This window comes from Kribbella sp. NPDC059898 (assembly GCF_042730855.1).
Taxonomy (GTDB): domain Bacteria; phylum Actinomycetota; class Actinomycetes; order Propionibacteriales; family Kribbellaceae; genus Kribbella.
Window position 1 is genome coordinate 898,410 of sequence record NZ_JBHWKR010000001.1, and the last position, 11,719, is coordinate 910,128.

At 69.8% G+C, this 11,719-nt stretch carries 9 protein-coding genes; 6 read left to right on the forward strand and 3 right to left on the reverse strand.

Annotation, left to right across the window (positions count from 1 at the left end):
* Positions 1 to 2: 2 nt before the first annotated feature.
* From ACFV9C_RS04505 to ACFV9C_RS04525, 5 genes are read left to right on the forward strand one after another with little or no spacing between them, the layout of a single operon-like run.
* Entirely contained in the window at positions 3 to 755 is a 753-nt protein-coding gene (locus ACFV9C_RS04505; RefSeq protein ID WP_380190657.1) for an N-acetyltransferase, read from the forward strand.
* Between the two features lie 33 nt (positions 756 to 788).
* Positions 789 to 3,062, forward strand: coding sequence for a glycosyltransferase family 2 protein (locus tag ACFV9C_RS04510; protein ID WP_380190658.1), 2,274 nt, complete (start codon positions 789 to 791; stop codon positions 3,060 to 3,062).
* Entirely contained in the window at positions 3,062 to 3,886 is an 825-nt protein-coding gene (locus tag ACFV9C_RS04515; RefSeq protein ID WP_380190659.1) for a hypothetical protein, read from the forward strand. Before ACFV9C_RS04510 ends, ACFV9C_RS04515 begins: the two co-directional genes overlap by 1 nt.
* Positions 3,879 to 5,543 carry a hypothetical protein gene (locus ACFV9C_RS04520; RefSeq protein WP_380190660.1) on the forward strand — a complete coding sequence of 555 codons (1,665 nt, stop codon included), beginning with the start codon at positions 3,879 to 3,881 and terminating at the stop codon, positions 5,541 to 5,543. The genes ACFV9C_RS04515 and ACFV9C_RS04520 overlap by 8 nt, the downstream gene beginning before the upstream one ends.
* Complete coding sequence (locus tag ACFV9C_RS04525) at positions 5,540 to 7,687, forward strand: glycosyltransferase family 2 protein (protein ID WP_380190661.1); 2,148 nt, start codon at positions 5,540 to 5,542, stop codon at positions 7,685 to 7,687. The genes ACFV9C_RS04520 and ACFV9C_RS04525 overlap by 4 nt, the downstream gene beginning before the upstream one ends.
* A 120-nt stretch (positions 7,688 to 7,807) precedes the next feature.
* On the opposite strand, the gene ACFV9C_RS04530 is transcribed toward ACFV9C_RS04525, so the two are convergent.
* Positions 7,808 to 9,199 (reverse strand): class I SAM-dependent methyltransferase, encoded by a 1,392-nt coding sequence (locus tag ACFV9C_RS04530; RefSeq protein WP_380190662.1) that lies wholly within the window; start codon positions 9,197 to 9,199, stop codon positions 7,808 to 7,810.
* A 162-nt stretch (positions 9,200 to 9,361) separates the two neighbouring features.
* Between ACFV9C_RS04530 and ACFV9C_RS04535 the strand changes: the two genes are divergently transcribed.
* Positions 9,362 to 10,120, forward strand: a complete 759-nt coding sequence (locus ACFV9C_RS04535) for a hypothetical protein (RefSeq protein WP_380190663.1) — start codon at positions 9,362 to 9,364, stop codon at positions 10,118 to 10,120.
* On the opposite strand, the gene pseI is transcribed toward ACFV9C_RS04535, so the two are convergent.
* Together pseI and ACFV9C_RS04545 are read right to left on the reverse strand one after the other, a co-directional pair.
* Positions 10,117 to 11,166, reverse strand: coding sequence for a pseudaminic acid synthase (pseI, locus tag ACFV9C_RS04540; RefSeq protein WP_380190664.1), 1,050 nt, complete (start codon positions 11,164 to 11,166; stop codon positions 10,117 to 10,119). The genes ACFV9C_RS04535 and pseI overlap by 4 nt on opposite strands.
* Positions 11,163 to 11,669 (reverse strand): GNAT family N-acetyltransferase, encoded by a 507-nt coding sequence (locus ACFV9C_RS04545; RefSeq protein WP_380190665.1) that lies wholly within the window; start codon positions 11,667 to 11,669, stop codon positions 11,163 to 11,165. The genes pseI and ACFV9C_RS04545 overlap by 4 nt, the downstream gene beginning before the upstream one ends.
* Between the last annotated feature and the right edge of the window lie 50 nt (positions 11,670 to 11,719).

Below are 11,719 nucleotides of genomic sequence, written 5' to 3' on the forward strand. Positions count from 1 at the left end.
TTATGAGCTGGTACGAGGCGCTCGAGGCTGGGGAGTTGACGGTGCGGCCGGCGGTGGAGGCGGCGAAGCGGTTCGGGGTCTCGATCGACCGGATGTCGGTGTCCGCGTCGGCCGGTACGCCGCTCGCGGAGGTGCTGGCCGCGGTGGACAAGTCGACCGCCGACGTGATCGTGCTGCGGTACCCGGCGCGTGAGAACACCTGGTTCGCGGCCCTGGCGGGTGGTCCGCGGCAGGCGCTGCTCGCCGACACCGTGGTCTGCTGGGCGCTCCCGGTTGGCAAGGGCCGGCGTCCGGCGCCGCTGGCCGGATTCAGTACCCAGGTCGAGGCCGACGTCGACGACGACCAGGTGGACGACCTGGTCGCGGACGTCTTCGGCGACTCCGGCAACCACTACTGCTCCGACCCGGTGTTCGACCGGGCCAAGGCGCTGGCCGGCCGGCAGGAGTGGGCCCGCTGGCGGATCGCCGACGCCGGTGCCGTCGTACTGCGGGGTCCGGATCGGCGGGTGCTCGCGCTGGCGGCGCTCGACCAGCAGCGCTCGTGGACCGAGATCCAGCTCGCCGGTGTGGTCCCCGCCGAGCAGGGCCGCGGGCGGTACGGCCATCTGCTCGCCGCGGTCGAGGACTCGTGTACGTCGCGCCGCCTGGTCGTCACCGCCCAGGCGCACCAGACCGGTATCCAGCGGATCTGGTCCCGGTACGGCTTCGAACCTGTGCATAACCTTGTGACGGTCCACCTCGTTGCCGCTACGTAGGCGAGTAACTACGGCGAGGGAGGGCACACCGGAGTGACGCCGCGGTTGAGCGTGGTGGTGCCCTTCTACGGGGTCGGCGAGTATCTCGGGGACTGTCTGGAGTCGATCGCCCAGCAGGCCTGGGGTGACTTCGAGGCGATCCTGGTGGACGACGGGTCGCCGGACGACAGTGCCGTCGTCGCGAAGGAGTTCTGTGCCCGGGACGAGCGGTTCCGGCTGATCCAGCAGGAGAACGCCGGCCCCGGTCCGGCCCGCGACGCCGGCATCCAGGAGGCGACGGGCGAGTACCTGGCGTTCGTCGACGGCGACGACCTGGTCTCCCGGTACGGGTTCGCCGCGCTGGTCCGGACCCTGGACCGCACCGGCTCGGACTTCGCCGGCGGCAATGCGCGCCGGTTCAACAACAGCTTCGGCGTCCGGCCGTCCTGGTTGCACAAGCAGCCGTTCGCGCGGGTCCGGCACGCCACGCACGTCACCGAGTTCCCCGACCTGGTCCTGGACCGGATGCTCTGGAACAAGGTGTACCGCCGCTCGTTCTGGACCGAGTACGGCTACACGTTCCCGCCGATCCGGTACGAGGACTACCCGGTCGCGCTCAAGGCGCACCTGGACGCGGTCACCGTGGACACGATCACGCAGGCCGTCTACTACTGGCGCGAGCGCGAGTCCGGCGAGTCGATCACCCAGCAGAAGTTCCAGCTCGGCAACATCCGCGACCGGGTGACCTCGGCCGGCATGGTCCTGGACCTGGTCGAGAACGCCGTACCGGTGGTCCGCCGGCGGGTGCACGCGCACCTGGCGCAGATCGACGTACTGACGCTGATGTCCGCGTTCGGGTCGGTGCCGGCCGACGACGAGCAGGCGCTGGTCGACCTGTCCCGTGTGCTGCTCGACCGGCTCGACGAGGACGTGCTCGCGAAGACCCACCGGTACGACCGGATCCAGCACGCCGCGCTCCGCTCCGGCGACGTCGACCTGCTCCGCCGGCTCGCGGACTTCCGCAACGCCGGCGGGCTGCGCGGCGGCGCACGGGCGGCGGCGCGCGGGCGGCGGTTGGAGTACAACTACCCCGGCCTCGGCGAGTCCGCCGTACCGCGGCGGCTGTACGGCGTCCGCGACCAGGACCTGTCGCTCGCGACCAGCGTCCGCGAGGTCGGTTGGGTGGACGGCAAGCTGTCGGTCAAGGGCACCGCGGAGATCCGCCACCTGGAGACGGACGGTACGTCGAGCCTCGACATCGCGCTCGCCGTCGACAAGACGTCGTACCCGCTGGAGGTACGCCGGTACGCCGCGCTGGACCTGCACGGGACGAAGTCGCTGGTCGGCTTCGAGGTGCTGCTCGACCCGGAGCTGCTCGGCGAATGCACGGGTGCTCCGGCGCACTTCGAGGTGCGGATGCGGTCCGGGCGGCGCGCGCGGACCGGCATGCTCGGCGGTCAGGGACCGGGGAGCCCGGGCTGGCCGCCCGGCGCCTGGATCGACGCCACGAACTGGATCCAGCCCGGCCCGGGCAAGTACGGCTGGTTCTCGCTGCGGCTGTTGACCGATCCGTGCCGGCTGACCGCGGTCGAGCAGGCCGGCGACGAGCTGGTGCTGCACGGGCAGGCGTCGTTCGACGAACCGTCGCTGTTCCTGAGCCGGCCGGTCGTCGGCGGCGAGGAGGAGGTGCCGCTGGAGGTCGACGGGCGGGACTTCACCGCCCGCCTGCCGATCCGGGACCTCATCGACGCGGCGAACCACGACGACCCGTTCGGCCGCCGGACGACCCGGGTGTTCCGGGTCCGCGGGCCCGAGGAGCAGCAGCGCGTGCTGCTGTGGACCGCGGGTGACACGGCGCTCACCCGGGTCGTGGACGATCGCATGGTCACGCTGACCCGGTCCACCGGCGGCTACGTGAACCTGCACGAGTCGCCGATCCGGACGACCGCGGTCTCGGCCGTCGTCGAGGGCGGCGAGCTGGTGGTGTGCGGCGCGGGCGGCGACGCGACCTTCAGCTGGCGGCGGTACCTGACCGACTCCGACGACCACCTCGACGTCGCGTGCCGGCGTACGACGCACGCCGACGGCCGGTGGTCCGTGGCCGCCGACGTGGCCGCGCTGGTCCCGGTGACCGCCGTACAGGTCTCCGTCGATCCGCTCGCGGCGCTGGCCGACTGGATCCTGTTCGCAACGTCCGCCGACGGTACGGCGCACGCCGTCCAGTGCGAGCCGTTCCTGTGCAGCCGGTTGCCGTTGGCAATCGATCACGGCACGCACGCACTCGCTGTCCGACCCCATGCCGGCACTCTGCACGTCGAGGTGCGCTGATGCATCACCACAACCACTACTACGGTCAGACGCACATCTTGTCCCGGTACGCCGGGTTCGACTTCGACCACCCGCCGCGGCTGCGGGGCTACCTGCAGCACGGCTGGAACATCGGCTGCGGGTGGAACCCGGTGCACGAGTTCTACGACGGCGCGTGGCGGTTCACCTGGAGCGATGCGCCCAAGCGTCGCGGGCATTCGCTCGGGCGGCGGAACTACCACAGCATCGGGGCGCCGTTCCTGTACCTGGCGGAGCTCGAGCCAGAGCCTGAGGAGCCGGTCGAGCGTGAGGGCACGCTGTGGTTCCTCTTCCACGGGTGGGAGGGCGGCAAGATCCACGGCGACCACCAGCGGCTGATCGACGAGATCCGCGAGACCGAGCCCGGCCCGGTGACGTTCAGCCTGTACTACACGGAGTACGACCGGCCCGAGGTGCGCGGGTTCTACGAGGACGCCGGGTTCCGGGTGGTGTCGTTCGGGCGGCGCGGGTTCTCCTACGAGGGCACCGAGCGGCGGTTCCTGTTCAAGCAGCTGGCCGAGCTGCGCAAGCACAAGCGGGTCGCCGCGAACCGGTTGTCGACCGCGATCTTCTACGGCGTCGCGGCCGGCTGCGAGCCCGCGGTGTACGGCGACCCGATGGAGATGGACGGGGAGAACCCGCTGTTCGGCGGGCAGCGCCGGATCGAGCGGCTGTGGCCGGAGATGCTCGGCAAGACCGTCGATCTGGAAGCTGCCCGCGCGACCACGGACCTCGAACTCGGTCGCCCCTGGATGATGCCCGCCGCGGAACTGCGGTCGCTGTTCGATTGGAGAGAGCGTGTCTGAAGTCCAGGTGGTCCGGGGCGAGATGCAGCCGTGGACCGATCGCACGACGCCGCGGCCGGCGTTGGCCGCGCTGCTGACCGACGTCGTCCCCGCGAACCGGCGAACGCTGATCCTCGGGCCGCACGCTCCGCAGCTGATCGAGTCGGTGCTCGCGCACTCGGCGGACGTGACGATCCTGGTCCGGTCGGTCGCGGACGCGCAGCAGCTGGGCGAGGAGTTCGGGCCGTGCCTGCAGGTGATCGCCGGCGCACTGGACGGGCTGCAGACTGCGCCGTACGAGGTGATCGTCGCGTCGGACGGGCTCGACCGGGTGCTCGGGTACGACAGCTTCGACCTGTCGTGGAGTGAGCGGTTGGCGGCGGTGGCCGCGCTTGCGGCGCCGGACGCGGTGGTCGTGCTCGGGCTGGAGAACGAGTTCTCGCTGCTGACCATGCTCGACAGCCGCCCCGCCGCGGAGCGCCACGGTGACGACGAGTGGCGCCCGCTCCACGACGACCCTTCGCGGCCGGTGTCGGTGGAGCAGTTGCGTACGGCGCTCCCGTGGCCGGCGGAGGTGTACGCCGACTTCGCGTCGCGCACCTACGTCCGAGCCGACGTGGCGGCGAACGCGCGTCCCGGTGAACTCCCCACCCGCTTGGCCGCGGCTGCGCTGGAGCAGACCGACGTACCGCTCCTGTCGCCCGCCCACGAGGGCGTAGACACCGCGGCCCGGGCCGGCCTCCTGGGGTCGGTCCCCACCGGTTGGCTGGCCGTCATCGGCGCCCAACCGTCCCACGACATCTACACGGAGACCGCCGGAGCGGTCCTCACCGCGGACCAGAACCTCACCGGCTGGGACACAGCGATTACCGGTGATCCCGCCGCTGCCGCGGAGCTCTCGTTCGACGTGTCCGTCGTACCCGCAACCATCTCCTCGGGTGTCTCGGTGGAGAGCGTACTGTTCCGGCTGGCGGCGGCTGAGGATGTGCCTGGGTTCCGGAAGCTGGCGGCTGACCTGGGGGACTGGGTGACGGAGTCGCCGGTGGTGCTTCGGTGGGACGACGTGGTGTACGACGGCGAATCCTTCGCGCACGGGGTCTCGGGGTGGGTGGCCCAGGACTGTGTGGACAAGGAGGATCTGCTGGCGGCTGCGTGGGTCAGGTTTCATGACCGGTTGGTGGGGCAGCAGCGGCGGCATCCTTGGCCGCCGTGGATGGTCGGCGACGATCTCGTGTCCGCGTGGCTCGGGATGTCCGGGGTCGAGGCTCCGGAGCAGGCGCAGGCGACGTCACCGGACACCCTTCCCGCGACGAGCGAACAGGTTGCTCGGGGCAAGCAGATTACTGCCGCCCTGGACGAGGTGCTCGGAGCTGTCAAGGAAGTCGTCGACGTCCGGACGGCGCTCGTCGAGGCCGAGGCGGCCAAGCATGAGCTGTTCGAGCTGAAGGGCCACGTCTACGGCCTCGAACGCACGCTCGGCTTCCGGAACAAGGCGATGAAGACCCGCGAGAACCGCATCCGCGAGCTCCGCGGCCAGCTCCAGAAGGTCACCGCCGCCCACGAACGGATCCGCGGCTCCCGCACATACGCCGTCTCCCGGGTGATCTTCCACGCCGCCCAGGTCCGCAAGCCGAAGGTCGTGGCCCGGAAACTCTCCCGCAAGATCCGCAACAGATGAGCGGACCACGCCTGAGCGTGGTAGTGCCGTTCTACAACGTGGGGGCTTACATCGGGGACTGTCTCGACTCGATCGCGCGGCAGACGTTCGCGGATTTCGAGGCGATCCTCGTCGACGACGGTTCGCCGGACGACAGTGCGGTGCTGGCGAAGGAGTTCTGCGACCGCGACTCGCGGTTCCGGATCGTGGAGCAGCCGAACGCGGGCCTCGGCCCGGCGCGCAACACCGGCGTCGAGCACGCGACGGGGGAGTACGTCACGTTCGTCGACAGCGACGACCTGGTGACGCGGCACGGGTTCGGGATGATGATCAAGGCGCTCGACCAAACCGGTTCGGACTTCGCCGCCGGTAACGCGCGGCGGTTCAACAACAGCTACGGCGTACGGCCGTCCTGGCTGCACGCGCAGGCGTTCACCGCCGACCGGCTCGCCACGCACATCTCGGAGACGCCGCAGCTGGTGCTCGACCGGATGGTGTGGAACAAGGTGTACCGGCGTTCGTTCTGGGACGAGTACGACTACCGCTTCCCGGCGATCCGGTACGAGGACTACCCGGTCACGCTGAAGGCGCACCTGGACGCGGTCACCGTCGACACGATCGCGGCGCCCGTGTACTTCTGGCGCGAGCGCGAGTCCGGCGACTCGATCACCCAGCAGAAGTTCCAGCTGGCGAACATCCGCGACCGGGTCGTCTCGGCCGGGCTGGTGCTGGACCAGGTCCAGGACGCCCTCCCGGCGATCCGGCACCGCGTGCACGCGCACTTCCGGCAGATCGACCTGCACGCGATCCTGTCGGCGTTCGGCACCGTGCCGGCCGAGGAGGAGCAGCACCTGGTCGAGCTCACCACCGAGCTGCTGGACCGGCTCGACGACGCCGTACTGGTGAACTCGCCGCGCCTCGCCCAGCTCCAGTTCGACGCGCTGCGCGCCGGTGACCTCGAGTTCCTGCACGCGGTCGCGCTCGACCCCGACACGGCCCAGGACGCGCTGCCGCGGGTGAAGACCGACTACGCCCTGGCGACCAGCGTCCGGGAGGTGGCGTGGATCGACGGCGAACTCGCGGTCCGCGGCACCGCCGAGCTGCGGCACCTGCAGGCGAAGCCGTCCAGTCTCCGAATCGGCCTGATGGTCGGCGGCTGGAACCACCGGCTGCCGGTCCGGCGGTTCCTCGCCGAGGATCTGCGCGGCGAGCGGAACCTGGTCGGCTTCGAGGTCCGGGTGAGCCCGGCGCTGCTGGCGAAGTGCCCGCCAGGGCCAGCGCACTTTGACGTCCGGCTGCGCGCGGGCGGGATCCGGCGCCGGGACAAGCTCCGCGGGCAGAAGGCCGGCAGCCCGGGGTGGCCGCCCGGTGCATGGATCGACGACACGAGCTGGATCCAACCGGGACCGGGCAAGGACGGCGCGTTCGCCGTACGACGGTTGGTGGACCCGTGCCGGCTGACGACGATCGAGCAGACCCCGGACGCGCTGGTCCTGCGCGGGACCTCGGCGTACGACGAACCGTCGTTGTTCGTGAGCCGGCCGCTGTCGGGTGGTGAGGAGCAACTGCCGCTGGAGGTGCACGGGCGGGACTTCACCGCCTGGCTGCCGATCCGGCCGATCCTCGAGGAGATCAACCCGGACGACCCGTTCAGCCAGCGGACCACGCGGGCCTTCCGGATGCGCGAACCGGGCGGCCGCGAGCAAGTGCTGCTGTGGACCGCTGGCGATCGGCTTGTGTCGCATGCGGAACGTGGACGGGTCGTGATGCTGACCCGCTCGAACGGCGGGTACGTGAACCTGCACGAGTCGCCGATCCGGACGACCGCGACCGCTGCGGTTGCTGCGGGCAACAAGCTGGTGGTGCGCGGGCCGGACTGGGGCGACGTGTCGTTCAGCTGGCGACGGTACCTGCCGGACTCCGACGACCACGTGGACCTCGAGTGCCGCCGTACCGTCTCCGACGACGGCTGGGCCGCGGTCGTAGACATGGAGGCGCTGGAACCCGCCGAGTGGATCCTGTTCGCGACGGCCCCGGACGGTACGGCGCATGCGGTCCAGTGCGAGCCCTTCCTCTCCAGCCGCCTACCGCTGACCGTCACCCGCGGCCCACACACCCTCGCCGTCCGCCCCCTGGCCGGCACCCTCCACCTAGAAGTCACCTAGCCTCCCCACCTCCCCCGCTGGGCGAACCCTCCAACTCGGCGGGCATACCCTGAGTTGGAGGGTTGCCCACTGAGAATCCGAGTAGGCAACCCCCGAACTCGACGGGCAAGCAGCCCGGGGTCAGCGGCGGGCGATCAGCAGTTGGTGGGTGGCCGGCCAGTCGACCGGGTCGCCGTCGGGGGTGGTGATGGTGGCGACCGGGGCGATGCGGTTGGTGATCACCCAGTCGTTGCGCCAGGCGTGGGACGACGGGTCGATGGTGAAGCCGGCCCGCTCCGCGACGGCGGTCCAGCCGGCGAAGTTGAGGCCGCAGAACTGTTCGTGGGTCTCGCTCAGCCAGTTGTCGACGTAGTCCTTGCGGGTCAGGAAGTCCATCGCGTCGGCCAGCCTTAGCTGGATGGCGTCGCCGTCGACGTCGTACCCGAACGGGACCTTCGCGTTCCGCCGGAAGTCGTGCGCGAACTGGAAGAACCGCGCCCGCGTCGACAGCTTGCCGACGTACGCCGCGGGGTCGTCGCGGGCCTCGAGCTCCGCCACGGCGTCCGGGTTGGCGCCGTCGCTGTCGTCCAGCCGCAGTACGACGGAACGGTCCGGCTCGTCCGGCCCGCAGACGTCGGAGTTGATCCAGACGCCGTGCGGGGCCGTGTGCGCGAACAGCGCGTCGGCGAACCGCTGCACGGTGGCGGGCCGCGACCCGTCGGCGTACGACCAGATCTCGTGGGTGAGCGCGAGCGTCAGCGTGGTGTCGATCGAGCGCGGCGGGAAGACCGCCGAGCCGAGCATGTTGCGCTGGTAGAAGTAGACGTTCGGGTTGGTGAAGAGGCCCTGCTCCTTCTTGTGCACGCATTCCGCGTACAGGTGCCGGGCGACCTCGACGCCGATCAGGTCCGACTCGTGGAACCGCGGGTCGCGGTCGACGAGCTGCAACGTGGCGCCGGTCGCGCAACCGATGTCGAGGATCCGCCCCGGCCGCACGAAGTCCTTGATCTGCAGCCATTTCCGGTCCGCGGCGGTCTCGAACGCGTCGGCGTACGTCTTGTAGTCGCGGGTCGTGGTCAGCCCGCCGTCGTCGCCGACCACCGGGTCGTTCACGCAGCGCGCGACGTGGGCGTCCAGGGCGTACCGCTCGAACACGTCCACGGTCGCCGGATGCGCGAGCTGCTTCCACGCGTCGTTGCCGTCAGCAATCATCAGCAGCACGTCCCACGGCCGCGCCGTACCCTCCGGCTCGACCCCGATCACCTGATAGCCGAGCCGCTCGTACAACTTGCTCACCTCAGGCGTCGAACACGCCACCACCGTGTTCGCCGGAGTCAACCGGACAAGATCGTCCGTCCCCGCCTCGATCGCCTTCACCGTCACCTCGGCGAACTCGTCCGTCGGCGGCGTGTCCACCACCCCCACCACCAACGACCGAATCCCCTCCGCCACACTGAACCGCTCGATCGCCGCCTCCCGCCGATCGAACGCCACCGGATTCCGCTTGGTCGTCTGATGATTGGCCGAAGTCACCGCCCACACCACGGTCCGCCCGCCGAACCCCCGCAAAAACTCCCCCTGAAACCGCGTCAACACATGATGCCGCCCAGGAAACAGCAAGTACTCGGTCATCCCCGTCCCTTCCCCGGCTACCATCCATCGACACCACATAATCCCAGGAGAAGGGGCCCCGGGATGCACCGCCTCAAGCGCCAGTCAGCTGTCGCCGCCTGCTTGGTGCTGGCCCTGTCTGCCTGCACCTCCACCTCCACCACGCCGCTGACTTCAACCCCGTCGAGCTCGCTCACGTCGGCCGAGCCAACGGTCTCCACGCCGCCGTCCTACCGATACACCGTGTTCGACTTCGAGGCACTGCCGCCGGTGCGGTTCGGGAGATCCAGCTTGGAGTGGTCGAGCACAATCTGGCCGAAGAACCAGACGTGGACGCCGAGACCCGACCCCCTGGCCGGGCGCTCAGTTGAACCCGAGGTCTGCCGGAACGTGATCCGTACGGGTGGGCTCATCTCGAGCTTCACCGAATGGGTGCCGTCGGACACGCCGGGGGCCGACGCGCAGACCGGGATGTCAACTCCGGTCGATGGCCAGTACCCGTTCACCGGCGCAACAATCGCCAACCTGACCGGGGAAGCCGCCGACAGGTATATCGATCGGTACAGCAAGACGCCCGCCGAGTGCGCGAACATCCTGGTCGGGGGCACCGAGCGTGCGGCTGTTGTCGAGCGGTCACTGCCGGGCTTCGGTGCACGGTCCCGCTATCTGACCCGCAGCTACCCGCTGGCTGGTGGGCGATGGACGGAGCGGATCCTGCTGTATCGCACCTCGACGTACCTGATGGACATCCGGCAGCTTGGTCCGGGCGGGTCGGGCGCAGGGTTTCAAGCGTTCGCACGGCAGGTTCGCGACCTTGTCCAGGCGAACCTGAAATCCACCTAGAGGAGGTCCCAGGTGAGGGGGGTGCCGGCGGGGACCTCCGTGCGGAAGGGGCGGCCGGCTACTTGGGGGTAGAGGTCGGGGGCGAGGCCGCCGGCGGGGCGGATGGAGCGGACGTTTTCGGGGGTGATGAGGTCGCCGGGGTGGACGTCCTGGGTGACGTAGAGGGAGCGGCGGAAGCGGAGGACGTTCTGTTCGGCCTGTTTGGGGCCGATGACCGGTTTGCCTAGGGAGAGTTGGGCCACTCGAGTGCTTTCGACGAGCAGTTCCAGCTCCCAGGGCTCCAGGGAGAAGGCTGAGTCGACGCCACCGTCAACCCGCTTCAGGGTGACGTGTTTCTCGATGACGGTGGCGCCCAGGGCGACGGCGGCTACGGCGGCGCCGATGCCCATCGTGTGGTCGGAGAGGCCGACCTGTACGTCGAGGGCGTCGCGGAGGACCGGGATGCCGCGGAGGTTGGACTGTTCCGGCGGCGCGGGGTAGCTCGCCGTACAGGAGAGCACGATGATCTGCTCGTTGCCGGTCGAGCGGGCGGCGCGGACGGCGGCGTCGATGTCGGTGAGTGTCGCGGAGCCGGTGGAGATGATGATCGGCTTGCCGGTCTCCGCCATTCCGCGGACCAGCGGCAGGTCGCCGATCTCGTTCGAGGCGACCTTGTACGCCGGTACGCCGAGCTTCTCCAGGAAGTCGATCGCGGTCCGGTCGAACGCGGACGAGAACGCGATCATCCCGAGCTCGGCCGCCAGTTCGAAGATCGGCTCGTGCCACGCCCAGGGCGTGTGCGCCTCCTTGTACAGGTCGTACAGCCGCGCGTCGCTCCACAGTTCGTGCTCGGACGGCAGCCGGAACGCCGGCAGGTCGAGGTCGAGCGTCATCGTGTCCGCGGTGTACGTCTGCAGCTTCAGCGCCTGCGCGCCGGTCTCGGCGACCGCCCGGACGATGTCCTTCGCGCGCTCCAGGTCGCCGTTGTGGTTCCCGGACATCTCCGCGATGACGAACGGCTGCTGGTCCGGCCCGACCGGTACGTCGCCGATCTCGATGGTCTTCACGCTTTCCCCCTTCGACGGTCCTCGGTGCGCAGGCTGATCGGTATCACGGTGAGCTCGCGTCCGTCGGCGTACCGAGTCTCCGGCGTACCCTCGGCGAACCGGAAGCGCCGATTCATCTGCCGGACCACCGTATTGTGCTCGAGCACCTCACCGGTGAGGACGTCGAGGCCGAGCTCGTCGAACGCGTACGTCGTGGCCTCGCGCATGATCTCGATCCAGGCCGGCAACGTCTCGCCGCGCTCGGCGAGCCCGTCCGCGTCCAGGAAGAACCCCCACGCGCCCGACGCACCGTCGAGGTCGAAGAAGTTCACCACGCCCGCGGTCGCGCCGTCGCGTGTGTAGATCAGCACCCGCCGCGACGGGTCGACCGACGTCTTCGCCCACCAGGCGGCGTGCTCGTCCGCGCTGATCTCGTGTGCGGTGATGCTCACGTCCCGGTTCGCCTGCTGGTTCCGCAACCGCCGGATCGTGTCGACGTCGTCGTCGGTCGCAGTCCGCAGCATGGTCCTAACCTAGCGTCTTCTCTAAAGACGGCTGGTGTGTAAACATCTTT

Excerpts from the sequence above, each read along its gene's own strand:
- ACFV9C_RS04505 (WP_380190657.1), top strand. The coding sequence starts at position 3 with ATGAGCTGGTACGAGGCGCTCGAGGCTGGGGAGTTGACGGTGCGGCCG.
- ACFV9C_RS04515 (WP_380190659.1), top strand. The coding sequence starts at position 3,062 with ATGCATCACCACAACCACTACTACGGTCAGACGCACATCTTGTCCCGG.
- ACFV9C_RS04525 (WP_380190661.1), top strand. The coding sequence starts at position 5,540 with ATGAGCGGACCACGCCTGAGCGTGGTAGTGCCGTTCTACAACGTGGGG.
- ACFV9C_RS04535 (WP_380190663.1), top strand. The coding sequence starts at position 9,362 with ATGCACCGCCTCAAGCGCCAGTCAGCTGTCGCCGCCTGCTTGGTGCTG.
- ACFV9C_RS04545 (WP_380190665.1), bottom strand. The coding sequence starts at position 11,669 with ATGCTGCGGACTGCGACCGACGACGACGTCGACACGATCCGGCGGTTG.